Here is a 25,159-nt window from a genome sequence, read left to right on the forward strand (position 1 = left end):
TTTCATGAGCTATTTCTTTTGTTGTTCGTGATGGATCAGCCATGCCTTGCGGGTCAGACCCCCGCCATAGCCACCCAGCTCCCCATTGGTATTGATGATGCGGTGACATGGCACCACGATGGCAATCTGATTGGCACCATTCGCCTGTGCGACAGCTCGGCAGGCAGATGGTTTGCCGATCAAGGTGGCCAGTTGGGAGTATGATCTGGTTTCCCCTGCCGGTATCTTTCGCAGCTCATCCCAGACCATCTGTTGAAAAGGGGAGCCGAGATAGGCGATCGGTGTCTCAAAGTGGGTCAGTTCCGCCTCAAAATATAGATTTAATTCTCGTTCAATCGACTGGATGGGCGGTGTCGTACCGGGGATAACCGCAGCTTTCATTCTCGCCCGCAGCCGCTCCACCTCCCGCTCCAGCCCCCGTCGGTCCACAAATTCCAACAGATAAAGCAGCTCATCATCTGCAATCGCGATCATCGGTCCTAAGCGGGTATCGATCCATGCTGCTTTGAGAATCCGTGTATCACCGAGCAGCGTCGGAGCCGCCCCCATAATCCGTGAAAAAGCATCCCGAAAACCACTGCTGGATTCGTATCCGGTACTCAGTTGCGCATCAATGACGTTTTTCCCTGTACGTATCTCTTTCATGGCGATCCCCATTCTCCTTGCCCGAGCGTATTCGACGAAGGTCATCCCGAACCGTTTTTTAAATTGGCGTCGGGCGGTGGATGCATCGATGGAAAGCTCCTGAAAGTCGCTGTCTTTCCATCGCTTCTCCGGATTGGCTTCCACAGCCTCTACAAGCGTTCGGACGATCTCGGAGACATGATTGGGATGGGACAGAGGACGACACCGTTTACAAGGACGAAAGGAAGCCAGCAGAGCCTGTTGAGCTGTCTCAAAAAATTCGCAGTTCTCGAATTTGGGTTTTCTCGCCGGACAGGTCGGACGACAGAACACACCTGTTGTCTTCACTCCTACATAGAACAAGCCTTCATATTCCGATTTTTTATCAACCAATGCCTGATAGTACTCTTGTTTATATTCAGGTTTAATCATTCCGTCCTCCCTGACAATCATGCCTCGTAAGCTTGTTATGATTATTGATTATAGCGGTTGGATCGGAAGCTGTACGCCGAGAATCAGGCATTGATTTTTTTCTTTGATGACAAGCTAGACGGCGGGTTCAGACTCTTGCACAACCTGACCACGAAAAAACCGCTCCGGCAAAAACGGCGTCAGCCCACTCCGGTCGCCTGTCAACAGCCAGTCTGCCATGGTTCTAGCCGTGACAGGCGAGAGCAGAATCCCGTTGCGGTAATGTCCGCTTGCCATCGCGAGACCTTCATAATCCCCGATTGGCCCAAGCATCGGCAGACCGTCAACGGTACCAGGGCGCAGACCAGCCCATGCACGCAGGAAGGTAGCCTCGCCGATCGATGGCACATACGGAAGCACACTGGTCAATACAGAAGCCAGCCCCGCCATCGAGACCTCCCTGCGGAAGCCCGCCTGATCTTCTGTCGCTCCGATCACGATGCGGTTGTCCTGCTTCGGTACGAGATAGCCTTGCGCACCAAAAATCACATGGCGCAGCTCCAGACTGCCTGCCGAGACTGCCGCGATCTGACCGCGTACGGGAAAGATCGGGACAGTAAGCCCGAGCCAGCCGGCGATCACACCAGCCCATGCCCCTGCGGTTATGATCGTCTGCTCTGCGTAGAGCTTGCCTTGGGTCGTTTCGACACCTCTTATTTTAGTTTCATTATGCCCGGTCAATAGCTTCGTGGCGACCGCCCCTTGAATCAGCTGAACTCCGATTTTTTGGCAGGCCAACAGTAGGGCTTGCAGGAGCAGTACGTTATTCACATCGCCTTCGGTTGGAGAATAGATCGCTCCGAGCGTATCTGGGTTAAGCGCAGGTTCCAGCTTGCGCAAATCCTCCTGCCCCACCCACTCGACAGGGTATCCCGCTGCCTTTTGCCACTGGTACTTGTCATGCCACATCTTGGCCTCTGACTCATCCATCGCGATGGTCATCACGCCGCGCATCGCCAGCTGTGGGTCGACACCGGACAGCTCCCGCAGCTCGCGTACCCACTCGGGATACATCTGTAAGGATTTCATCCCGAGATCGAGATTGGCTCCGGGTTCTTTATATTCTTTGAGGGGGGCTAGCATCCCCGCTGCCGCTGACGACGCCTGTCCGCCCCATTCGCCTTGTTCCAGCAGCGTTACTTTTGCCCCCCGACGTCCTAGTTCATATGCCAAACTGAGTCCGATCACTCCACCACCGATGATGAGGAAATCTGTCTGTGACTGATTCAAGCTGGTTCCTCTCCCTTTTATCAGCGACAAAAAAGCCCACCTTGGTCCCCTGCGCAAAAGGAAAGGTGGGCTTCGACGGTTCATCACACAGATGGTACAGTCTGCCAAAAACCACTTCCCTGCGCCAGCATGATCTGGATCAGGTTCAAGGGTCGACGGTGCATGCTCCGTCCTCTCAGCCCGGCTTGGCTCGGACTCCCCCAGCAGTTGTTATCGCTGTTGATTTCTTCACGTAACTATCACAAGTATATCCTGTATGAACGTTTACCGACAAGAGAAGGAAGTGGGTTGCCACTTAATCTTCATCTTTGTAATCGTAGCTCTCGGGAATCGGCTCAAACAGTTCTTCGTGTTCAAACTTTTTCAGCTTGGTCATCTGTTCCATATGATGGCTGAATTGTTCTTTGTTGATCAGGTATTCTTCCCCGTTGTGGACAGCACGGATGCGGCCCTCGGTGATCTTTTCGAGGATGAAGGAGACAGGCAGCTCCAGATACTCCGCTGTCTCCCTGACCGTCAGATAGGTTTTGTTGCTTGGATTAGTTGTTTCCATGCAGGCGTGCTTCCAGCTCCTCTTTTTGTTGTTCGAAGCCTGGTTTGCCGAGGAGGGCGAACATGTTCTTCTTGTACGCTTCCACGCCTGGCTGGTCGAACGGGTTGACACCGAGGAGATAGCCGCTGATGCCGCATGCTTTTTCGAAGAAATAGATGAGCGCCCCAAGCGTATACGGGGAGATCTCCGGCATTTCGATCACGAGGTTAGGTACGCCACCGTCCAGGTGTGCAAGAAGGGTGCCTTCCATCGCTTTTTTGTTGACGAAGTCCATGCCTTTGCCGGCGAGGAAGTTGAGGCCGTCGAGGTTGGCCGGATCTTCTTCGATGATGATGTCATTGGCTGGCTTATCAACACTGATGACCGTCTCAAACAATACGCGCATACCGTCTTGGATGTATTGACCCATAGAGTGCAGGTCGGCAGAGAACTCGACGGAAGCCGGGAAGATCCCTTTGGCATCCTTACCTTCAGACTCGCCGTACAGCTGCTTCCACCACTCTTGGAAGAAACGGAACTGCGGCTCATAGCTGACCAATAGCTCGATGTTTTTGCCTTTGCGGTACAGTGCGTTGCGGACAGCCGCATACTGGTAGCACGGGTTCTCAGCGAGATTGGAGTTGGAGAACGCCTCACGCGCATCATCTGCACCCTTCATCAGAGCATCGATGTCAGCGCCGCTCACCGCGATTGGAAGCAGACCTACAGCGGTCAGGACGGAGTAGCGTCCACCTACATCATCTGGAATCACGAAGCTTTCATAGCCTTCTTCGGTCGCCAGCTGCTTGAGGGCACCGCGCTCTTTATCCGTGGTCGCATAGATACGTTTGCGTGCTTCTTCCTTGCCGTATTTTTTCTCCAGATAATCACGGAAAATACGGAAAGCCACCGCAGGCTCAGTCGTCGTGCCGGACTTGGAGATGACATTGACTGAGACTTCCTTGCCTTCGATCACTTGGAGCAGGTGTGTCAGATATACCGGGCTGATGTTGTTACCGACGAAGTAGATCTCTGGCGTTTTGCGTTTGTCTTTTGGCAGGACATTATAAAAAGTATGGCCGAGCATATCAATCGCTGCTTTTGCCCCGAGATAGGAACCGCCGATCCCGATGACGAGCAGCACATCGGAGTCAGACTTGATCTTCTCCGCTGCTTTTTTGATACGTGCATATTCATCTTTGTCATATGTAGCAGGCAGGTCAACCCAGCCCACATAATCATTACCCGGGCCTGTCTTCTCATGAAGCATGTCGTGCGCTTGCTTCACGTATGGCGCAAGGATGTCGAGTTCATGCTGGGAGACGAACGAAAGTGCTTTGGAATAGTCAAAACGAATCGGTTGGGCAGTCATGATATTCCTCCAGATTAATAGTTTATCAATGGATATTGTAACATGGACAAGAAATGTCTGGGCGGGACATATTAGGGCCACCTTTTGTTTTGGTGTGGTAGGAGGGGAAGCGGGTTCGGGAGGAAACTCGGTGACAATCCCTGCTGGGAGTAGGAACTGGCCGCTCCGAAAGGCTCATGGGGAAGTGGGGCAAAAAAGGTTAATTCAAAGAGGATTGAAGTTTGCCCCAAAAGCGTCTTCCCCATGAGCCTTTCTACGCTGGGTGGGATTGTCAAGGAGATTTCCTCCCAAACCCGCTTCCCCTGCCGACTTTTGAGCCTAACAAAAACGGCTTCAATATGTATCTACAAAAATGTCTCCGAATAGTCGTAAGAAGAAAAAAATCAGGATGCCTATAACAGCCATGAGACCCCAAAATAAACTGTTCCCCGGCTTATGATCTTTACGAATCCCAAGCCATTTCCACGTTCCCACGATCACAAATCCCATGCTCAAAAAGAAAAGTATGTACCCCACGTGCACGCTCCCCTTCCTCCCCACACTTACCTAAACACTTATATGGAGAAAAAAGGGGAAACATGACTATTCTCCCTCTGGGCGCGGGTCTTCTGTTTTTTTGTCCAACCGGGCCAGAATGGAGCGGCCGCGTGATTTGACGGACTCATCCCGCAGACCGAGCTGATTCTTTTTCATCAGGCCGTTTTTGGAGGTATCCGGACGGCCAGTGGGAGCCTGTGCCGGGCGATTTTGACCAGAGTCGGAGTGAGACATGTGTGCTCACGCTCCTTATGAATATTTGCCGGTGCCTTTTTTGTCGTATTCGGCAAGCAGGTCAGCAAAGCTTTTGTTTTTTTCACGCTCTTCGGCTTCACGGCGGCGGCGCTCCTCTTCTTCGGCTGCCTTGCGCTCGATGTCGGCCTTGAGATTTTTATCGACTTGCTTAAGCTTATCGAGCATGTCCGCGTTGAGCAGATCCTTCAAGCTGTTGCCTGATTTCGCTTCTGTGACTTGGTTTGTTTTTGCTTGTTGTGCTTGTGCTTGGCGTTTGTTTGATTTTTTTGCCATGACGAGTAACCACCTTTCCACAATTCCTATGACATGTATTGTATCACTTCCGGCTATACTACAACCGATCAATTTCACAGGAGGGATGCCAAGATGGTACGCAACAAAGCAAAAGACTTCGGCATGACCGCTGATATCCGCGGCCCCAAAGCCCAATCCGAAGCAGTACGCTCCAACGGCTCCATCAATGCCCAGCCACAGGAACGCTTAAAAGAAAACCGCTAACACGCCAAAACCACCCGGCCTGCACGCCAGACAGCCTGCAGCGGGTGGTTTTTTCTATGATTTGCGCCCCAGAAACTGCATAACCTTGGGAGCCAGTCCCTCTCCGAGGAAGGATACAAGCAACAGGATGAACATCAGCAACAGATAGATACATCCTGCAACCGAGCCGATGATCCCTGTCAGGTGACCATACATACAGCCCGCGACGAGAACAGTTCCCATCAGGATGAGCAGCAAAGTGAATACCTTATTAGGTGATTTCACGTCAGCTCCACTTCCTTTTTCCTCTGTCTGTCCCGCATCAATCTGGCCACGATCAGCACAGAGAACAGGACTACCTGCAGGAAGACGGTGACGAATGACCATACATGTGTTTCGAAGTGAACCAGCTCCACCACGCTTTCAAAGGATAGATGTCCCATCATGAAGACGAGCGGCACCAGTACGATGGTATACGCCTTGGGGTTCTGTTTCTCACTCGGGATCGAGCTGATACATTCGGTGAGGACATAGTAGTTCAGGCAGATCTTGATGATGTACGATGGCACCCAGAACGAGACGAGGATAATATCGAGCCGGTCCAAAAAGTCGGTGATGTGAATCGACTGTACCAGCATCAGGTTCGGATACATCGCACGGGCACTGATGGAGGTTCCCACTGTCCCGATCAGCGTCACAGACAAGACCGTCAATAAAAAGGTCCCAAAGACAACCCCTCTCAGCATCGGGTGCAGTCCCTTGGGGTTCTTCTGATAACTGAAGGCAAACATAACAGAGATCATCGCAATGACTTCCCCATACGAACCAACAGCCATAAATGAACTCTTAGCCAATGCCTCTAAACCATTAGCCATCACAGGACGCACATTGGCCAATGAAAACTCATTGATCAACAGAATCGGCAGACTGACGATCGTGGCCGCCAGCAGAAAAAAATAAAGATGTCCCACCCTGGCGATCACTTCAATCCCGCCCCGTGTCAGATAGACGGTCAGCAACAGAATCATAAACATCGTGACCGATACCGGAGTATTGAGCAAAAGCGTCGTCTTGACGAATTCAGCCAGCTTACGCAGATCTGTTATGAGCATGCTCAGCAAATACCAGAACAACACCAGATTCAGCAGGCTTCCACCGATTCCCCCCAGCAGTTTTTTATTGAGCTCAAACAGGGTGATCCCTTCTCTTCCCTTATACAGCCAGATGGAGATGACGATGATCAGTGCGCCATAGACCATGGGAAAAAAATAACCGGTCCATGCGTCCTGTCCCGCCTGATACACCATCTCCTTGGAAGTGGAAACGATCATCCCTGCACTTAAGAAACAGCCGGTCAGCATCGCGATTTGATTGGAGGATATCCGTAATGTCTGCAACAGACTCACCTCATTCGATCAGCTTTTCAAGAATAGGATCAAACCATATCAGCAGTCCTCTGGATGGTAAAATCATGGTCATTCCACTGTCATCCCCGACAGCCATCCCGATTGCCAAGAGCGCAATGAGGTAATAGGGGACGTTTCCCGATCCCTTTAGCTTGTCGCTTGTGGTTTTGCGGTATTGACTGTAGAGCAGGGTTCCCAACACGATCAGTGTCATCATCGCCATTTCTCCTTTAGCGGTTCTGCCACATTATCGCTGATCTGACCGACACGGCGAATTTTCGCTTCGACATCGATGATGAATTCCGCCCGGCTGAAGTGCTCTGCCCAATCCTTTTGACGGGCACGCCACTCATCTGGATTTGCCAGGTTCAGGATCAGACCCGCTCCCATTATATCCGAGCCAAGATTCTGCGTCTTAGCTACAGCCTTTTCCAGCTTGCTCTTCAGTTGCTTCCTCCATATCTCCTCAACAGCGGCTAGTTTAGTGGGGGTAAACAGATCCACGCCTGCTATGTTTTCAAACACGCCCCCCTCTGTTGAGACCTTCAGTCGGTAAACCAGTCGTTCTCCCAACCGTTCGACGGTTAATCTGCGGGACCCGGTACGGACCGTGATGCTGACCGGCTTGCCCTCGACCATGATCTGGCTTGCATGGCTTTTGAACTGATCAGACAGCCAAAGAAGGTCATTGACCTCCTCTCCTTCTACCTTTTCCACCATCTTGTCTCCCCGGATGATCGCTGCACCAGATGCTTGGATTTCCTCCGTTTTGGGTTCACCTTTATTGGGCTGTAGCCTAAAGATCGGAATGACCGGATCAATGCCATCCAAGCTGATCTTTTGCGCCAAATCTTTGAGCATCGGTTGTTCCCCAAAGCCGGTGACCACAATCTCCCTGATCGCTTCCCCCGAAAAACGCTCCATATGCGGTGTACCCGCGATCAGCTTGGATGCTTCTCCGTCTGCGATCACAATCATCGCCGTTACCCGGTTTTGCGGCACGCGCGTCACGACATCGAACAGAGGAGTCAGACCTGATTTGGCCCATTCCTCACCGACAACAATCACACGGCGGTGTGAAAAGTTAAGAATACGTGACATCCGGCCCTGCATTTTTTGTGTGGCCTCCCGTATATTGATGCCGACATCACTGTCCACATAAAACGGATTTTCACCGCCCGAACCTCCTCCGCCACCCGGACCACCGGCCATCTTCCCAGGCAGTGCAATCACCAGGCTCTCCTTGTACTTACCGTCCTTGGTCTTGTCAAAACCGGTTACCATCGCAAAAGCCACGTCATTGATCTCACGTCTGTCCCAACACCCCGTCAGGAAAAAAGAAAGAGAACAAACAAGGAGAAGGGATAGCAGGGTCTTCCTACTTCTCTTCACCTTTCATTCCCCCTTTGTCCGCGATTTTTTGAGAGGTACGTTCTCCGACCCGACGTTCGTTCTCTTTATTCAATTGCAACGGACGCTCTTCATTGGACCATAACGGCATCCGAACGAAGGTATCATTCCAGTCCGCATAACGCATCGGACCCACCGGAGAAAAATACGGCAAGCCAAACGAACGAAGCTTACACAGATGTCCCAAGATCAGCATCGTCCCGATAATAATCCCAAAGATCCCAAACACCGCAGCCAAAATCATCAGTGGATAACGCAGAATCCGCACCGATATCGCCAGATTAAAGCGTGGAACCGTAAACGAAGCAATCCCCGTGATCGATACGACGATAACCATCGGCGCACTCACGATCCCCGCCTCAACCGCGGCCTGCCCGACGACAAGTGCACCCAAGATGGACACCGCCTGTCCGATCGTTCTCGGCAGACGGATACCTGCCTCGCGCAATGCCTCGAATGCGGTCTCCATGATCAGTGCTTCGACCACAGCCGGGAACGGGATTGTTTCCCTCGCAGCCGCTATCGATAGCAGCAGACTGGTCGGCAGCATCTCCTGATGAAAGGTGATAATCGCAATATACAGACCCGGCGTAAGCATCCCAACCAAAAACAGCATGATCCGTAATCCGCGGATCAACGAACCGATCTGCCAGCGTTCGTAATAATCCTCGGAGGCCTGCATCATCGACCACAGCGTTGTCGGCATGATCAGGACGAACGGGGTCCCATCCACCATGACAGCGACCCGTCCTTCCAATAAGACCGCGGCCGTCGTGTCAGGACGCTCTGTGTGCATGATCTGCGGAAAAACAGACCAGGTATCATCTTGAATCAACTCTTCGATATAGCCCGATTCCAGGATTCCATCGATATCAATATTTTCGATGCGTTTGACCACTTCTTGGACCAGATTCGGGTCAACAATCCCCTCCAGATAAGAAATGACCAGATTCGTCTGGGTCTCCCGTCCAACCACCATCGCCTTCATTTTGAGACGCGGGGTCTTGAGCTTGCGGCGAAGCATCGAGGTGTTGGTCCGGATGTTCTCGGTAAAGCCCTCACGCGGACCGCGTACCACGGTTTCCGTCTCCGGCTCACTGACACCACGGTGCTCGGCTCCCCGCAATCCCACAGAGAGCCCCTTGCCGTTACCATCCACCAGCAGGATCGTATCACCGTTGAGTAATTGACGGACCAGCTCGCCCATATTTTCCACAGAGGACATCTGTGTTGCCGTAATTGTCCGCTCCTGCAACAGGTCCAGATTGCTTTCGCCACCCTCCCCATTTAACAGAGAACGCAGCAGATGCCCGTCCACCAATTGGGTATTGACCAGACCATCAACAGCGATCAGGGTTGCTTTGGTCTTCGTCCCTTCAATCGTAAAGTCCCGGAATACAATGTCCGAACACTCTTCAAACAGCATTTGAAGAATCCGCTTATTTTCGTCCAAGTCATGGCACAGCGGTTTCTGCATGAGCTCCTGGATATCCACTTGGCTGAGTTCCTCATAACGATTTCGCCTTTGTTGTTTGTTCTTGACCATATCCTTGAGGCTTTTGTTCCATCTCAGCTTTTTGATGTCTTTTCCGTCACGCTTCGTCATCGCTGTTCACTTCCTTGCTGTCTAAGTATCATTGACAAGCTTCGACAAGTTAAAAGGAAGATATACCCGTCACCCTTCAATCGCATAAAATCACGCCAAAAGTCGCATACTCCTAGTGAGAAACGTTTTTCCCGCGAGGAGGGATGACGATGACCAGGCAAAACCGTAATCAACCAGAGTTAAATGACCTTACCGTCGATGGAGAGTTCCCGCATCAGATCGCTGCTCCCAGCGAGCATGATTCGAAGATGCACAAACAAGAGCCCTTCGTCAATGAATTCGGTGTGGTGATCGGCGACAGCTTTTACGATTCGCCCAACTCTCCACTGAACCAATGGTCAACCGACACGGACCCATCCGTGATGGCAGGAGACCGCTGGGTGCATCCAACCAATGACATCGGCTGGAACACGACAGAAAACCGTGAACTGCTCGAAGACCATACAGCCAAGGACGAGCGGTTCATGCATCCAACCAAAGATGTCAGCTATGGCCGGGACTAACCCTACCCACAGCACCGAAAAAGAACGTGTCTGTACTCATACAGCACGTTCTTTTTTCGTTTTACCAAACTTATATGAAAGTGTTATAAAAACTATACACCATATAGAATTTCTATAAGGTCTGTGGCATAATTCTAATAGGAAGATTCGTTCGCTTTCCAATTGAACCACATATTTACATTACATAAATAGGAGGATGAGCTTCGTGTTGACACGTATCCGCTATACCATCCCGCAAAAAATCTGGACGACCTATGCTGTTATTCTCTTGTTGCTTGCGTTTGTCGGCATCTCCAACTATGCTGCTTTTCACTCAATGGTCAAAAATAATGATGATATCGTTCTCGATGCCATACCCGTCGGCAAAGCCGCTGCGAACCTTTTGCCTGATCTGGTCAATCAACAATCGGGTATCCGTGGGTATCTGGTCACTGCCGATGAGAGCTACCTGACCCCTTACTTGGAAGGTCAAAAGCAACTGGAGCAAGACCTCGCCACAATCGCCAAGTATGAGGACAAACACCCCATCATGAAGCAGCTTATCCACGAAGAGGCACTCCCTCTCATCGAAAAGTTGAATCAATATTTTGAGAGTCAGATCAAGCTCGTCCAAAGCGGACGGATCGAAGAAGCCCGAGCTAAGATTGACAACGGAAAAACGTATATGGAACAATTCCGTGAAGTGAACGTCAAAATCCAAGCCGATATCGACAAGCTGACCAACGATGCCTGGAATGCCTCCAAAGAATCAAGCGACGAAGCGATTATGTCTCTACTCGCAGGTGGTGTCGCCATCTTGATCACCATCATCGCTTCCGGAATCATCCTCAATATCCTGATCACCAGACCGATCCGTCAGGTCCAACAGCAGCTCCAAGACATCGCCGAGGGTGAAGGCGACCTGACCCGCCAGCTGGAGGTCAAAACCAATGACGAACTAGGTGACTTGGCCCATGCTTTCAACAAAATGGTGAGCAATCTCCGTACCCTGATCAAACAGGTCGGCTACAATACTGAGCAGGTGGCCGCCTCCGCTGAGCAATTGACTGCTTCCTCCGAACAAACCAGTGCCGCCACTGAACAAATCGCCACAACCATCCAAAAAGTCGCACTCGGCGCAGAAAGCCAAGAGCGCGGGGTGCAGACCAGTGAACTGGCGATCGATGAGATGTCCTACAGCCTAAGCCATATCAATGACACCTCCCAAGTGGTTTCCCGCTCGGCCCAAGAGTCTGCCCGCATGGCATTGGAGGGCAATAAAGCCGTACAGCAGGCGATCACCCAGATGAACTCGATCCAGCACCAAGCCGATGAATTAGCAGGCTTCATCCAGCAGCTCGGGGAACACTCCCAGAAGATCGACCAGATCGTCAAGGTCATCTCCGACATCGCCGGTCAGACCAACCTGCTTGCCCTCAACGCCGCCATCGAAGCAGCCCGTGCCGGTGAGCATGGCCGTGGTTTTGCCGTCGTTGCCGAGGAAGTCCGCAAACTGGCGGAAGAATCAGCACAATCCGCTCAAAAGATCACCCAGCTGATCAGTACCATCCAGACGATTACCGAGAGCGCCGTCCACTCCATGGATAAGAGCCAGCAGGAAGTCACCGAGGGAATCCAAGCCGTCAGCCAAGTCAGCAACATGTTTGCCCATATCCGCACATCTGTAGATGCCGTCTCCCGACAGATCGGTGACGTATCCACTTCTGTCGAACAGATTACGTCCCGCAACAGTGATATCAACCAGTCCATTCAGATGATCACTCAAGTCGCCAAGACGACCTCTGCTGAGACCCAGTCAGCCGCCGCTGCCTCCCAAGAGCAGCTCGCCTCGATGGAAGAAGTCGCCGCCTCAGCCCATTCCCTCTCCAAAATGGCAGAAGAACTGCAAAGCCTTGTAGGAAAATTCAAAGTGTAAGAGCATCTCTTCACCAAGCCCCCTGTTCTGATACAGCTGGGGCTTTTTTTCATCCCTTTTCCCTATTGTGGATTCGATTTCAAGTTCGAGATAATGAATACAGAGTCCCTTAGATAAAAAGGAGGAAACCCTTACACATGAGATCTTGGTGGAAACGAACCCTCACCCTCGGCCTTAGCGCCTGCCTGCTCTTAACGGCTTCACCTGCTGTACCCGCGATCGCCGCCACACCAACAGCAAGCACCACTGCGGCAAGCAGCACGGTTGCCTTTTACAATATCCAGCTCGGCATGACCGGCGAACAAGTAACGGCCAAGCTTGGTGCCCCGATCCGCAAAGATCCAAGCCAGATCGGCGTCCAATGGTGGATTTATAATAAAGACCTCAACAACTATCTGCAGGTCGGCATCCAGAACAACCGCGTCGTCACCCTCTACTCCAACGGACTCAACCTCAGTCTGCGCGGGATGCGGATTGGGATGAACACCACCCAGCTGGCAAAAATCTTCGGCCAACCGAAGAGCACGCTTGCGATCAACAGCAATCTCAGCATCACCAACAACACCCTCAACAATAAACCAAGCTATCTCGTCGGCAATCAGGTCTACACCTTCATGATCGACAAGCTGGATAAGAACAAAGTGGTCGGCGTCCGCCTCTCCACCAAGGAGCACTTTGCCCAGATCTCCTACGGACTGCTGTACCGCATTCTGTACTACAAAATGCCCGCTTCCCTCCCTACCCTGACCACGGCACAGCTTCAGGCAGTCGCCACCGCCTACGAGCGGCAAAATCTCGACCTGACCAATATCGCACGCAAACGCGTCGGACTGCCACTGCTCACCTGGAACAGCCAAGTCTCCAATGTCGCACGCGCACACAGTCTCGATATGGTGCTTCACAACTTTTTTGAGCATTCGTCTCCGACCACAGGCAGCCCCTTCGACCGCCTCCACAAAGCCGGTGTGCAATACTACATGGCAGGTGAAAACATCGCAGCCGGTCAGCTCGACAGCATCGAGGTCCACAACGGCTGGATGAACAGCTCCGGTCACCGCGTCAACCTGCTCCAAAAGGACTACAAAGAAATCGGCATCGGCACGGTTTTCAAACAGGAAAAAGGCTCTGTACGCGCCTTTTACACACAGAATTTCGTCACCCGTCAGTAAATTGTCAGACATTTTTATAAATTTTCAAAAAAAAGGAGAGGAAAACCTCTCCACTTCTTTTGAGGAACGTGTTATAATACAGTTACATATAATGAGTACACAAATACAAACACGGAAGGGGACCATACCCATGACACTTTCTCTCACAATCCATCCTGAATTTGCAAAAGCTTATCGGAAATACGCAGGATACCAATCAGGTGAATCATTTCGACTTTATGTAAGAACCGGAGGCCCAGGCACAGGCGGCTTGTACTACGCCATCGAACGCGATATGGCTGAGTCTGAAGATGCTGTGTATGAAGTGGACGGAATCATCTTCTTCGTAAGACCGGCTGATTTCTGGTACTTCGATGGAGCTGAACTCAGCTATGACAACCTGCTGGGAGAATTCGGCTTCACCTACCAAAATCCGAATATCGCAGTTTGAAACCTTTTGGCCTCCTCGTTCGTATGTACTGGATAGGCGCATTTATTTTACGCGTTCATCCCGTCATGTAACAGGAGGTTTTTTCTGCTATGAAGCAACTACGTTCGATCTTGATTGCCATCGGACTTTTTCTCTTAACCAAGCTCAAATGGGTTATTGGCATCCTGAAATTCTCCAAATTCGGTGTCACCCTGCTCACCATGCTGATCAGCGTGTGGGCCTACGCTGTGTTCTACGGCTGGAAGTTCGCTGTAGCCCTCGTCTATCTGATCTTCGTGCATGAGATCGGGCACGTTATCGCCGGACGGATCAAGGGTCTCAAGCAGACTGCCCCCACCTTCATCCCGTTTTTGGGTGCCTTTGTCGGGTTGAAAGAGTTGCCCAAAGACGCCTCGACCATGGCCTTCTACGCCTATGGCGGGCCGCTCGCGGGTCTGATCTCGTTTTTGCCCGCGATCGCGCTGTATCAATCAACAGGCGATCCGTTCTGGGCCTTGGTGATCTATCTCGGTGCCTTCATCAACCTGTTGAACCTGTTGCCGGTATCACCACTTGACGGCGGACGCATTGTCTCTGTCCTCTCGCCGAATATCTGGTTCTTCGGTCTTTTGTTGCTCGGGATCTTCCTCTTCTTCACCCCTGATCCGTTCATGTTCCTGATCTTCTTCCTCGGTCTGTTCAGCTGGTGGAGCCATCTGCAGGAGGGCTACAAGCTGCGCGTCCTGACCTATGAAAAAGAAGGCTGGGAGTCCTTGATCGCCGAGATGAAGGGCTGGCTCACCGAACCTGTAACGGGGGATCGCCGCTATGACATCCAGCGGGCCGCAAGCCAGGCCAGCCACTATGAAGAGCAACGCGGCTTCCTCATCCCCCTGATTCACGAGGAAAAGAAATTTGCCCGTGACAAGGCGAGAATGGACCGTGATTTTGCCCTTATCAGATGGAATATCCTCAGTCAGTACGAGCGCATGCCTGTCGATTATTCCAGCGGTGTGGCCGACTACTCACAGGGCAATGCCTTCCTGATGGACGTGATCAGCGAGACGACTGCCAAACACACCGAAATTAAAAACGATGCAGACCGTCTCAGCACCTACTACCAATCGTCCAAAGCAACGAAGTGGAAGGTCCTGATCGCCTACATCGCATTAATCGTCGTATTATCTGTCTGTGCCGTCTATGGTATCAACCTGATGGAACTGCACCGCGGACAGCTGGGGAGCTGATTGTTAGTCCCAGGCCTTCCGCCAACTGATACCATGTGCCGAATGGATACAGCAACTGTTCTGATACAGCGTCAACCTGTCAGCTAGCTTTCTCTTTTGTGAATCAGCAGACGGTGCAGTCCCACACATGCATAAGACAGGATAACTAGCCCGATGCTGATCATCCAGGCCATCTCTGTATTGCCCGCCTCCATTGCGAAGTAGACCGCGATGGGGGCGGTTTGCGTTTGGCCGGGGATATTGCCGGCAATCATCAGCGTCGCTCCGAATTCGCCGAGACTCCGCGCGAAGCCCAGCAGCATCCCCGCAAGCAACGTCGGCCACGCCAAAGGCATCGTCACCTGCCAGAATACCTGCCACTCATTCGCGCCATCCGAGCGGGCGACATTCTCCAAGTCCTTGTCTGTCTGTTCAAATGCACTCTTCGCCGCCTGATACACCAGTGGAAAAGCAATCACCGCAGCCGCAAGCACCGCTCCTTCAAGATGAAACAAAAAGCTGATCCCCAGATACTTCTCCAGCGCCACCCCGAGCCAGCTGTTTTTGCTGAACACCACCAGCAGAAAAAAACCGACAACCGACGGCGGCAACACCATCGGCAACAGCAGCAGGGTATCCACGACAGATGCCCCCACAAACCTGCGGCGCGCCATCAGCCGACCCAGCCCAATCCCGCACACCGAAGCAAAAAAGGAAGCGGCGACAGCTACCCGCACAGACAGCCAAAGTGGTTCCCATACCATCATCGCTTAAATCCCTGCTCCGCAAAAATCTGCCGTGCGCCTTCTGTCAACAGGTAGTCGGCAAATCCTTGTACCTGTTCTTTATTCTTCGTGGAAGCGACCACTGCCATCGGATACACAATCGGCTTATGGCTATCGGCCGGAGCCGTTGCTGCGACCTTGACCTTATCGCTTGTTTTGGCGTCACTGGCATAGACCAGTCCCGCATCTACATTGCCTGTCTCTACGTAGACAAGCACTTGGCGCACATTGTTGCCGTAGGAGAGCTTGCCCTCAGACAACCCCTGCCACAATTTATAGTAGGTTAACACTTGTTTGGCATATTCACCCGCCGGCACAGAGTTCGGCTCCCCGACTGCCACCAGCTTGGCTTTGTTCAGATCCTCAAAGGTATGGATCGGACTTTCCTGACCATCTGCGTTCTTCACCGGTACGATCAGCACCAGTTCATTGGCGAGCAGATCACGGCGGGTAGATGCGTCGATCAGCTGCTTTTTCTCCAAAGCGTCCATCTGTTTTTGGCCCGCCGAGATGAACAGGTCAGCTGGTGCACCCTGCTCGATCTGTTTTTGCAGGGTACCAGATGAGCCATAGTTGAAGGCGATCTCCACCTCGGGATGCTCCTTGGTGTATTGCTCCTTCACTTGATCCAGCGCACCCTGCAGACTGCTCGCCGCCGATACCGTTATTTGTACCTGGGTGGCAGTTTCACCTGTGGCTTGGTCTACTCCTGCTGTCGATTGATCCTTCGCTGCGTCACCTGAACCCGCTTGATTCTGGTTGGTCTGCTCCGTGACACCAGACTGTCCCTGTCCACTGCAAGCCGTCAACACCAACATTGCCATCATCACGATCAACCATTTCATTTTCCCCATTCGCAGCACCTTCTCCCACCCTCACCTTTTTACTTTCTATCATCATACGCGGCAGACAAAAATGTAAAAACCGCTCGTCCCTTTTTCGCGAAACGAGCGGCACTTCCTGCCAGACCTTATGATTTTTGCTTGCGGATATGCGGTGTCATTTTTTTCATGAGTTCTTCTTCGTTATTCCCGATAAACCAGCGGCCATTGGCATAGATGAATGCACGCTTCAAGCAATGCCCGCACATATTTTGACACCCGATATCCACCGTCGCATCCGGAATCTGTTCCTTCAGACGCTTGGCGAAGTCTTCAGCGTTATATCCTTTGCATAAATCACATATACGTAGATCATTTGCCATGTGAGCATGTTCCTTTCTTTCCTGAAACCAAAGCCATCCATATCAGTTCTACTATATATGGTTTTCCCCCTTCTCGCAAGTTCGCATGTTTTGCGCTAAGATGATGAATAATGAAAATCTTATCCAAAAAGGAGCCTCTCCCATGACTCTCGCCTTTCTTCACGGCGTCCTCTTAGCATTCGGCCTGATCCTGCCGCTCGGCGTACAGAACGTCTTCGTCTTCAACCAAGGCGCCCTGCAAAAGACCTTCTCCCGCGCCCTCCCCGTCATCCTGACCGCTTCGCTCTGTGACACCCTGCTGATCTCGCTCGCTGTCCTCGGTGTCTCCGTCGTCGTCCTCAGTGTCGCGTGGCTGAAGACCCTGCTGATTGTCGGCGGCGTGATTTTTTTATTCTATATGGGCTGGAACACCTGGAAGGCCCCAGTAAATAACGGGGAAAACGGGGAAGGCACATCTTTTTCCCCGCGAAAACAGATCGCCTACGCCGCATCCGTCTCCCTCTTGAATCCCCACGCGATCCTCGACACCATCGGGGTGATCGGCACCAGCTCACTTGCCTACACGGGAAGTGTGAAGCTTGCTTTTGCACTGGCTTGCATCCTGATCTCCTGGCTCTGGTTTATCGGATTGGCACTGGCGGGCAGACTTACCGGGAAACTGGACAAATCAGGCCATTTCCTCTATGTATTGAACAAAATCTCAGCCCTTGTCATGTGGGCGGCAGCTATTTACCTGATCATTTAAACAACTGTTTAGAGAGGAGAATCTTGATGTCTATTGAACAACGTACATTCGAGGTAAAAGAAATTGATGAGAGCCTGCGCCCGCAGATTGTCTCATTCATCACCGAGAGCTGGGGATCACCCATCATGGTGTCCCGTGGCATCGCCCATTCGATTGACCAGCTGCCAGGGTATGTGGCACTAGAGAACGGCGAGATTCGCGGATTGATTACATACCGTATCCAGCAGCACGAATGCGAGATCGTCTCACTGGACAGCCTCGTGGAGAACCAAGGACTCGGCAGCCGCCTCACCGCACTCGTCGAGGAGACTGCCCAGCGCCAAGGCTGTCACCGTGTCTGGCTGATCACATCCAATGACAATACCCATGCGATCCGGTTTTACCAAAAACGCGGGTTTACGATGTGTGCCCTGCACTTACATGCGATCAACGAAGCAAGGAAGATCAAACCGCAGATTCCGCTGATCGGGTATGACGGGATACCGATTGAGCATGAGGTTGAGTTGGAGAAAGCTTTTGAAAAAGAGGATCACGCAAGCCAATAAACCACATGCAGATCTGCTACATATGAGATACGACGAAAAGGCCTTGCCTCCATAGGTAACGGCCTTTTCCATTTCTATTATTGCCTTTTCAACTCTTATCACTTCTTCCCCAACACAGCCTCCACATCCTCCACCGTCGGCAACCCATTGATCGCCCCCGGCTTCTGCGTAGTCAATCCACCGACTGCATTGGCGAACCGCAAGTCCTCCTCCAACTGCTCCACATCAACCGCATCCAGCCCGTAGTCCGCCATTGCCAACCGATAGAGGAACCCCCCGATAAAAGCATCCCCTGCCCCAGTCGTATCTACCGGCTTCATCGGAAAACTGCTGACGGTTCCCCGAAGAGGTGTCGCTTCTGCTCCAGCTGATTCCCCTTTGCCAACACCTCTCTTAATTCCAGCAGCACTCCCCGCTTCTACCTTGGGCTTGCGATGCACCTCATAGTAACACCCCTTCTCCCCGAGCGTCACCAGAATCAGCTGTGGCCCCATCGCCGCCATCTTTTCACAAGCCGCTGCCAGATGCTCAGGGTCCACCTGCACGTCCATCCCCGCCAATTGGAACAGCTCCTCCTCACTCACCTTGAGGATGTCCACATCCTCCATCAGCGAGTTGATCCGCCCCACATCGACCTGCTGATTCTCCCACAACAGAGGTCGCAGATTGGGATCATAGGAGACCTGCAAGCCTTTTTCCTTCGCCAGCCGGACAAGCTCACGCGACAAGGCATACCCCTGCTCGTCCATCAGCAGATTAGAGCCCAGATGAAACAACTGCGCCCCGTCAAAAGCACGCACATCCACATCCCCGAGACTCATCCGCAGATCAGCTGTCTCCCTGCGGACAAACACAAAATCCCGCTCCCCGTCTGCCTTGAGTGTCACGAACGCCATAGCGGTCGGATACTGTCTGCTCAACCGCATATTATCTGTATCTACATTCAGCCCATCCAGCACCTCTTTCAGATGATGACCAAACGCATCATCCCCCACCTGCCCGACAAAAGCAGAGCGTCCCCCCAGCTTGGCAATCGCCGCAGACACATTCGCCGGTGCTCCCCCTGCCCGTCGCTGGAACCCTTCCACATCCTTTAGCGCAACCCCCCGCTCATTCGGGACAAAATCAATCAACGCCTCACCAAAGACCATTACTTTTTTCATACCGTAACCCACTCCTATTCAGAATACTTCTCAGTAAAAACAGTTCAGGAGCAGTCCATCCTCTCCCGGACGCCTGCTCCTGTACCTAACATTCCATTCATGATATCATGCCTGATTCATCACCTGGCATCATTCCATACCAAGCCTATTCTTTCACCGCACCCGAAGTAAGACCGGATACGATCCGTTTTTGGAACAATAGAACCATGATCACCAGCGGAATCGTGACGACAATCGCCGCAGCCGAGATCTCGCCCCATGGCATCGTGTACTGTCCTTGGAACATTACAATCCCGACCGGTACGGTTTTCATCGCTTCCTCTGTATTGATCGTCAGCGCGAACAAGAACTCATTCCAAGCCGCGATAAACACAATGATGGCTGTCGTAAAAATCCCCGGCATCGCCAACGGGAAGAACACCTTGGACATCGTCTGAAAAATACTCGCCCCGTCGATCTTCGCAGCTTCCGCCAGATCATACGGGATTTTGCGGAAGAACACGGTCATGTTCCAGATCGCAAGCGGCAGGGCAAACGTTGTATACGGAATGATCAACCCCAGCCAGCTGTTGGTGAGTCCCATCGATTGCAAGAACATAAAGATCGGTGAAATCGTTGCAATCTGCGGGAACATCGATACTGCCAGCACAAGACCGAGCACAATCGTTTTCCCACGGAAGTTGAGCCAAGCAATCGCATAAGCCGCGATTGAAGCAATGATAACCGACACGACCGTAGTCAGCGTCGCCACCACCGTACTGTTCCACAGATATGTGCCAAACGGACGCTGCGTAAAGACACGCAGATAGTTATCAAACGTCGGGTTTTGGATGATGAAATTAAACGCATTCGCACCAAACAATTCACCCGGTGGCTTCAGTGAAGCGAGGAGCACCCATAAGAAAGGGAACATCACCACAAACACGAAGACGACTAAAAAGACATAAAACAACGGTCCCGCTTTTTTCTGCATCAGTGATCCCCCTCTCTATTTGTTGTCCCCGATTAAATCAGCCCCGAGCAGCTTGATATACCCGATACTGATCAACGCTACACACAAGAACACAATGACCGCCAAGGCCGAACCCGCCCCGAAGTTCATCTGCGCAAACATCGTTTTGTATGCCAGAATCGAGATCGTCTCGGTCGAGTTCGCCGGACCACCACCAGTCAAAGCATACACGAGGTCGAACACGCGGAACGCCTCCAATGTACGGAACACCAAGGCGACCATGATCGTCGATTTCAACAGTGGCAGGGTGATACGGAAAAACTGCTGGATTTTCGTAGCCCCGTCCACCGAAGCCGCTTCATACAACGACTGTGGGATCGTTTGCAGACCCGCAAACAAGAGCAATGCCATGAATGGAGCCGTCTTCCACACGTCTGAGAAAATGACGGAGAACATCGCCCCTTCTTTGGTGGTCAACAGCAACGCACGGTCAGCAATAAAGCCAAATGTCTCAAACAGATACGCCACAATCCCGTTCTGACCATCATAGAGAAAGCGCCACATCAAGGCCGAGATAACCGTCGGAATCGCCCATGGGATCAGGATCGAAGCCCGGATCAGACCACGTCCGCGGAACTCCTTGTTGATCAAGAGCGCAATCAACAGACCCAAGACCAATTCGGCCGCAACCGAGAGTACGGTAAAGACCAGGGTGTTCCACAGAGATGCCCACATCCGTTTATCTTGCAGGAAGGATGAGTAATAACTAAATCCAATATAGTTCGGTTCAATAATCGACTGCTTCACACCACGTACCAGTCCGAGCAGATCGTCCGGCTTGGCCAATGCTTTCTGTGCACCCAAATCCTGTACTTCTGTTTCCAATCCGGCAAGCACCTGATTGACCTTCTCCGTCATCTCCGTGTTCATGTCGAGGAATTTCAGGTCAGCCGTAACAGGCTTGAATTCGAATAAGAGCTCGTCAACTTGCTCATAACGCTGTGCAAACGCGGGATCGGTGCTCAAAAATCCTTTGATTTCCTTTACACGTCCACCGATACTTTCCAACTGACTTTTCACTGCAGGATCTTTCGCCTCTTGTGTCTCCTTTGTCACCACTCGGTTGAGAATGGGATAAGTCTGGACAAAGCGCTCCATATCAAGACCATAGTTAGAGTGAATCTCCGTCTTGGTCGGGTCGTTTAAGCGAATATCATGTAAGCTCAGCCAGAATGAGTACAAAACAGGCCAAATCGCAATGGCAATAATCAAGAGCAGGGCGGGAAAAATCAGCAGATACCCCACTTGCTTTTCCGAGAGATGAAACTTTGAGGATTTGCCCATGTGTGTTCACCAACTTCCCTGTAATAAAATACCATGATGTACGTCCCCAAAGGATTTCTCCCCCGAAGACGTACTTCATGGCTTCCCTTTTTATTTACTTACCGACAGCCTCTTTAATCTTAGCTTCCATCGCTTGTACGGCAGCTTCAGGTGCTTGCTGACCAGCCAATACTTTGGATACTTCGATTTGGATGATATCGGAGATCTTTGGATATACAGGGGATACAGGGCGTGGTACGGCTGCGCTGATACCGTTTACGAAGTCTTTGTTAGCGAACAGCGGGCTTGCACCTTGTACGTCTTTGTCTTCATACAGTGGCAGGAAGGTTGGTGCAGAACCACCTTGTACAGCGGTGATTTTTTGACCTTCTGCAGCTGTCATGAACTTGAGGAATTCCCATGCTTCTTTTGGATGCTTGGAGAACTTGTTGATACCGGACATCCAACCACCGAGGGTTGCAGCAGAACCAGCGTCACCAGCAGGCAGTGGAGCTACTTTTACATTGCCTACGACTTTGGATTTCTCTTTATCGTTGGCGATTGCGAAGTGATATGGCCAGTTACGCAGGAAGACGGATTCGCCTTCGAGGTAAGTCGCATCAGACTCGATCTCGGTGTAAGTGGTGATGTTTTTCGGTACGAAATCAGATTTGACGATCTCAGTCATTTTGGTGAGACCTTTGATGGTACCAGGGCTATTGATGGTTACGTTGCCTTGCTCATCGAGGATTTTACCGCCGTAGGCAGCACTGAACTCAATGAAGTTACATACGAGACCTTCGTATTGTTTGGCTTGCATGATATAGCCATATTTGGTACCGCCTTTGCCCTTGTTTTCTTTGGACAGGGCGATCAGCTCATCCCATGTTTTCGGTGGGTTTGGTACTAGGTCAGAACGGTAGAAAAGAAGACCCGTGTCGATGAACTTCGGCATAGCCCATTGTTGACCGTTGAAGTTACCTGCTGCGACAGCACCTTTGATGTAGTCATCCATTTTCACGCCATCTTGCTCGATCAAGCGGTCAAGCGGCAACAGATAACCTGCCTGAGCGAACTCAGCCGGCCAGATTACATCGAGGTCAAAAACGTCGATCTCAGAGGATTGCGCACTGAACATGGTTACCAATTGGTCATGGTTTTGACCGGTGTCAGACGGCATTTCACGGAAGCTTACTTTGATGTTTGGATGCAGCTTTTGGAACTCTTCTACGAGCTTGGTGGTTGCACCTGTTTGGTCTTTACCACGCGCATAGATCAGTTCTACGGTTTCACCGGCTGGAGTTTCTGCGGCCGGTTGATTTCCTTGACCTTGTTGCGGTTGATCGGCGTTATTGCCGCAACCGGTGATAGACACAGCCATCGTCAGGCCTAAACCTGCAGTCGCAATCTTTTTCCATGCGTTTGCTTTCATTGTGAATTTCCCCCTTTTGTAACTTCCTAATTTGAAATAGAGAAAAGGTTTATAATAGCTTGCATAATACACTAGGTATCATGCAAAGTTGTTACCAGACATATGACTTTCTTACTTTTCCTGCATAAAGTAAACGTTTGCACAAAACCATAAACTTATGCGGCACCTTATTTATTCAGAGTCTTTATTGTTTGCCGAATTATCAGACGATGCGGAATAGTGATCCTCGTATTCGTCATCTCATCCTTCAGCAAAGCAAGTAATAGCTTGCCTGATTCACTTCCGAATTGCATTGGTTCGATATGTACACTGCACATCGCAGGTCTCACCAACGAAGCCAGCTCAATATCATCAAACCCGATCAGGGACATCTCCTCCGGAACACCAATCCCGTGATCCAACAGATAATTGAGCGCTCCTACCGCCATACGGTCCGTAGCAACAAACACTGCTGTCGGTCTGACTTCTACCCCGCAAAGCTGCCGCATCGACTCATACCCACTGTTCGGACTAAAATCCCCCTCAATCAAGTAAGCATCCCGAACAGCAACCCCGGCCTCACGCATCGCCTGCAAAAAGCCTTCATACCGATCACGACCAGCCGACCGGTCAATCAATGGTGCCGAGATCAAAGCAATTCTCTCGTGTCCCTTTTCCAAAAGAAAACGGGTGGCATCATATGCGGCCTTCACATTATCAATATCGACCGATGGGATCTGATGAGCGGAGAACTCCTGTCCGACTACAACCAGCGGGATACCACTCTCCTTGGCAAACTTGCGGATATGCTCCTGGTACTGTACGCCCGACAACACGACTCCATCAATCTGTTTTTCCTGAAAAAGTTGGAGATACTTCAGCTCTTTCTCCAATTTCCCTTCCGTGATGGCCAAAAACAAGCTGTATCCGAATTGACTAACCACCTGTTCAATCCCTCTCACCATGGGCGAAAAGAAATCATTACCGATGTCCGGAATCATGACTCCGATAACCAAGGTCTGTTTGTTGACAAGGCTTCTGGCGATAGCATTCGGCTGATACCCCGTTTCTTTCACAATCTGCATGATCTTCTCACGGATCTCGGGGCTGACAGGCTTGCTGTTGTTCAACACTCGGGAGACTGTGGCGATTGAGACATTAGCCAGCTGGGCGATATCCTTAATCGTTATTGGTATAGCCCATCACTCTCTTTCCATTTTCAAAGGAAAACGTTTTCCTAACCAAAAATTTATCATGCTACCAGCACTCTGTCAATTCATTCTGAATGCGTTTGCACAACAATTTCAAATTAAAACTGTTATTTTCGATAAAGTTAATTCTGATGAGGAGAATAGAAAGGCCTGATCCATTCTCCGCTGCCCTCTTACACAATGTCTTTACCAGATTAGTATGATTTCCTACGTATTTTTTATGCAGATTCTTAGAAGATTCTCCCCACACGACCCAAACTAGAAGTATTACAACCAAAATACAATCATTAACCGAATAATATGACTTTTAAAACAACTGTTTAATACCTTATCCCCAAGCCTTTCCCCGTCTTCCGCCGCTTACTCTCTCCCTTCCCTCACACCCTTACCCGGTAATTTTTCTTGGCTATATCGACAAAAAAGCACTTAACCAGATCCCATCCAGTCAAGTGCTTGCTGTTCATCATATGTAATGGTCGGGAAGACAGGATTCGAACCTGCGACCCCTTGGTCCCAAGCCAAGTACTCTACCAAGCTGAGCTACTTCCCGATATAAAAAATGGAGCGGACGAAGGGTCTCGAACCCTCGACCTTCGCCTTGGCAAGGCGACGCTCTACCAATTGAGCTACGTCCGCAAAAATGTTGGTGCGGCCGAAGGGACTTGAACCCCCACGGTG

27 protein-coding genes, 2 tRNA genes and 1 riboswitch are annotated in these 25,159 nt (G+C 51.2%); of the genes, 8 read left to right on the top strand and 21 right to left on the bottom strand.

Features of this window, described 5'->3' with window-relative positions:
- Positions 1-9 precede the first annotated feature (9 nt).
- The 6 genes from FGI41_RS21540 to FGI41_RS21565 all read right to left on the bottom strand — a co-directional run bounded on the left by FGI41_RS21540 (position 10) and on the right by FGI41_RS21565 (position 5,294).
- A complete protein-coding gene (locus FGI41_RS21540; RefSeq protein WP_139492364.1) occupies positions 10-1,056 on the bottom strand; it encodes a bifunctional transcriptional activator/DNA repair enzyme AdaA in 1,047 nt (348 codons plus the stop codon).
- A 114-nt stretch (positions 1,057-1,170) separates the two neighbouring features.
- Complete coding sequence (gene thiO, locus FGI41_RS21545) at positions 1,171-2,325, bottom strand: glycine oxidase ThiO (RefSeq protein WP_255298584.1); 1,155 nt, start codon at positions 2,323-2,325, stop codon at positions 1,171-1,173.
- A 99-nt stretch (positions 2,326-2,424) separates the two neighbouring features.
- Positions 2,425-2,537, bottom strand: a riboswitch (TPP riboswitch).
- Positions 2,538-2,620: 83 nt separating this feature from the next.
- Positions 2,621-2,878 carry an excisionase family DNA-binding protein gene (locus FGI41_RS21550; protein ID WP_139492365.1) on the bottom strand — a complete coding sequence of 86 codons (258 nt, stop codon included), beginning with the start codon at positions 2,876-2,878 and terminating at the stop codon, positions 2,621-2,623.
- A complete protein-coding gene (locus FGI41_RS21555) occupies positions 2,865-4,229 on the bottom strand; it encodes a glucose-6-phosphate isomerase (protein ID WP_139492366.1) in 1,365 nt (454 codons plus the stop codon). Before FGI41_RS21555 ends, FGI41_RS21550 begins: the two co-directional genes overlap by 14 nt.
- A 582-nt stretch (positions 4,230-4,811) precedes the next feature.
- Positions 4,812-5,000, bottom strand: a complete 189-nt coding sequence (locus tag FGI41_RS21560; RefSeq protein ID WP_139492367.1) for a hypothetical protein — start codon at positions 4,998-5,000, stop codon at positions 4,812-4,814.
- A 15-nt stretch (positions 5,001-5,015) separates the two neighbouring features.
- A complete protein-coding gene (locus FGI41_RS21565) occupies positions 5,016-5,294 on the bottom strand; it encodes a DUF3886 domain-containing protein (RefSeq protein ID WP_139492368.1) in 279 nt (92 codons plus the stop codon).
- Between the two features lie 93 nt (positions 5,295-5,387).
- Here FGI41_RS21565 and sspK point away from each other — a divergent pair, with 93 nt between their 5' ends.
- A complete protein-coding gene (gene sspK / locus FGI41_RS21570) occupies positions 5,388-5,519 on the top strand; it encodes a small acid-soluble spore protein K (protein WP_139492369.1) in 132 nt (43 codons plus the stop codon).
- Between the two features lie 54 nt (positions 5,520-5,573).
- Here the strand turns inward: sspK and FGI41_RS21575 are convergent, their stop codons facing one another.
- From FGI41_RS21575 to FGI41_RS21595, 5 genes are read right to left on the bottom strand one after another with little or no spacing between them, the layout of a single operon-like run.
- Complete coding sequence (locus FGI41_RS21575) at positions 5,574-5,783, bottom strand: hypothetical protein (RefSeq protein ID WP_139492370.1); 210 nt, start codon at positions 5,781-5,783, stop codon at positions 5,574-5,576.
- Complete coding sequence (locus tag FGI41_RS21580) at positions 5,780-6,895, bottom strand: GerAB/ArcD/ProY family transporter (protein ID WP_139492371.1); 1,116 nt, start codon at positions 6,893-6,895, stop codon at positions 5,780-5,782. Before FGI41_RS21580 ends, FGI41_RS21575 begins: the two co-directional genes overlap by 4 nt.
- A 10-nt stretch (positions 6,896-6,905) precedes the next feature.
- Positions 6,906-7,121, bottom strand: a complete 216-nt coding sequence (locus tag FGI41_RS21585) for a hypothetical protein (RefSeq protein ID WP_139492372.1) — start codon at positions 7,119-7,121, stop codon at positions 6,906-6,908.
- Positions 7,118-8,296 (bottom strand): Ger(x)C family spore germination protein, encoded by a 1,179-nt coding sequence (locus FGI41_RS21590; protein ID WP_139492373.1) that lies wholly within the window; start codon positions 8,294-8,296, stop codon positions 7,118-7,120. Before FGI41_RS21590 ends, FGI41_RS21585 begins: the two co-directional genes overlap by 4 nt.
- Positions 8,283-9,860, bottom strand: coding sequence for a spore germination protein (locus FGI41_RS21595; RefSeq protein ID WP_139492402.1), 1,578 nt, complete (start codon positions 9,858-9,860; stop codon positions 8,283-8,285). Before FGI41_RS21595 ends, FGI41_RS21590 begins: the two co-directional genes overlap by 14 nt.
- 209 nt (positions 9,861-10,069) lie before the next feature.
- Between FGI41_RS21595 and FGI41_RS21600 the strand changes: the two genes are divergently transcribed.
- The 5 genes from FGI41_RS21600 to FGI41_RS21620 all read left to right on the top strand — a co-directional run bounded on the left by FGI41_RS21600 (position 10,070) and on the right by FGI41_RS21620 (position 15,163).
- Positions 10,070-10,423, top strand: a complete 354-nt coding sequence (locus FGI41_RS21600) for a DUF3905 domain-containing protein (RefSeq protein ID WP_139492374.1) — start codon at positions 10,070-10,072, stop codon at positions 10,421-10,423.
- Between the two features lie 205 nt (positions 10,424-10,628).
- A complete protein-coding gene (locus FGI41_RS21605) occupies positions 10,629-12,338 on the top strand; it encodes a methyl-accepting chemotaxis protein (RefSeq protein ID WP_176560389.1) in 1,710 nt (569 codons plus the stop codon).
- Positions 12,339-12,475: 137 nt separating this feature from the next.
- Positions 12,476-13,507 (top strand): CAP domain-containing protein, encoded by a 1,032-nt coding sequence (locus FGI41_RS21610; RefSeq protein WP_139492376.1) that lies wholly within the window; start codon positions 12,476-12,478, stop codon positions 13,505-13,507.
- A 130-nt stretch (positions 13,508-13,637) separates the two neighbouring features.
- Positions 13,638-13,937 carry an iron-sulfur cluster biosynthesis family protein gene (locus tag FGI41_RS21615; RefSeq protein ID WP_139492377.1) on the top strand — a complete coding sequence of 100 codons (300 nt, stop codon included), beginning with the start codon at positions 13,638-13,640 and terminating at the stop codon, positions 13,935-13,937.
- 89 nt (positions 13,938-14,026) lie between these two features.
- Entirely contained in the window at positions 14,027-15,163 is a 1,137-nt protein-coding gene (locus FGI41_RS21620; RefSeq protein WP_139492378.1) for a site-2 protease family protein, read from the top strand.
- 83 nt (positions 15,164-15,246) lie between these two features.
- On the opposite strand, the gene modB is transcribed toward FGI41_RS21620, so the two are convergent.
- From modB to FGI41_RS21635, 3 genes are all read right to left on the bottom strand, one after another.
- Complete coding sequence (gene modB / locus FGI41_RS21625) at positions 15,247-15,909, bottom strand: molybdate ABC transporter permease subunit (RefSeq protein ID WP_139492379.1); 663 nt, start codon at positions 15,907-15,909, stop codon at positions 15,247-15,249.
- The gene (modA, locus tag FGI41_RS21630) at positions 15,906-16,781 is read right to left on the bottom strand and encodes a molybdate ABC transporter substrate-binding protein (protein WP_139492380.1); all 876 of its coding nucleotides are present in this window, start codon (positions 16,779-16,781) and stop codon (positions 15,906-15,908) included. Before modA ends, modB begins: the two co-directional genes overlap by 4 nt.
- A 116-nt stretch (positions 16,782-16,897) precedes the next feature.
- Complete coding sequence (locus FGI41_RS21635; protein WP_139492381.1) at positions 16,898-17,131, bottom strand: DUF1450 domain-containing protein; 234 nt, start codon at positions 17,129-17,131, stop codon at positions 16,898-16,900.
- Between the two features lie 142 nt (positions 17,132-17,273).
- On the opposite strand from FGI41_RS21635, the gene FGI41_RS21640 reads away from it, so the two are divergent.
- Positions 17,274-17,876 (top strand): LysE/ArgO family amino acid transporter, encoded by a 603-nt coding sequence (locus tag FGI41_RS21640; RefSeq protein ID WP_139492382.1) that lies wholly within the window; start codon positions 17,274-17,276, stop codon positions 17,874-17,876.
- A 26-nt stretch (positions 17,877-17,902) separates the two neighbouring features.
- A complete protein-coding gene (locus tag FGI41_RS21645; RefSeq protein ID WP_139492383.1) occupies positions 17,903-18,421 on the top strand; it encodes a GNAT family N-acetyltransferase in 519 nt (172 codons plus the stop codon).
- A gap of 98 nt (positions 18,422-18,519) precedes the next feature.
- On the opposite strand, the gene FGI41_RS21650 is transcribed toward FGI41_RS21645, so the two are convergent.
- From FGI41_RS21650 to FGI41_RS21680, 7 genes are all read right to left on the bottom strand, one after another.
- Positions 18,520-19,584, bottom strand: a complete 1,065-nt coding sequence (locus FGI41_RS21650) for a carbohydrate kinase family protein (protein ID WP_139492384.1) — start codon at positions 19,582-19,584, stop codon at positions 18,520-18,522.
- Between the two features lie 145 nt (positions 19,585-19,729).
- Positions 19,730-20,557 (bottom strand): carbohydrate ABC transporter permease, encoded by an 828-nt coding sequence (locus FGI41_RS21655; protein ID WP_139492385.1) that lies wholly within the window; start codon positions 20,555-20,557, stop codon positions 19,730-19,732.
- A 15-nt stretch (positions 20,558-20,572) separates the two neighbouring features.
- Positions 20,573-21,880 carry a carbohydrate ABC transporter permease gene (locus FGI41_RS21660; protein ID WP_139492386.1) on the bottom strand — a complete coding sequence of 436 codons (1,308 nt, stop codon included), beginning with the start codon at positions 21,878-21,880 and terminating at the stop codon, positions 20,573-20,575.
- Between the two features lie 94 nt (positions 21,881-21,974).
- Positions 21,975-23,291, bottom strand: coding sequence for an ABC transporter substrate-binding protein (locus FGI41_RS21665; protein ID WP_139492387.1), 1,317 nt, complete (start codon positions 23,289-23,291; stop codon positions 21,975-21,977).
- A 167-nt stretch (positions 23,292-23,458) separates the two neighbouring features.
- A complete protein-coding gene (locus tag FGI41_RS21670; RefSeq protein ID WP_368656818.1) occupies positions 23,459-24,466 on the bottom strand; it encodes a LacI family DNA-binding transcriptional regulator in 1,008 nt (335 codons plus the stop codon).
- Between the two features lie 488 nt (positions 24,467-24,954).
- Positions 24,955-25,031, bottom strand: a tRNA-Pro gene (locus FGI41_RS21675).
- Positions 25,032-25,041: 10 nt separating this feature from the next.
- Positions 25,042-25,117, bottom strand: a tRNA-Gly gene (locus FGI41_RS21680).
- Between the last annotated feature and the right edge of the window lie 42 nt (positions 25,118-25,159).

The organism is Brevibacillus dissolubilis (genome assembly GCF_006170445.1).
GTDB lineage: Bacteria > Bacillota > Bacilli > Brevibacillales > Brevibacillaceae > Brevibacillus_B > Brevibacillus_B dissolubilis.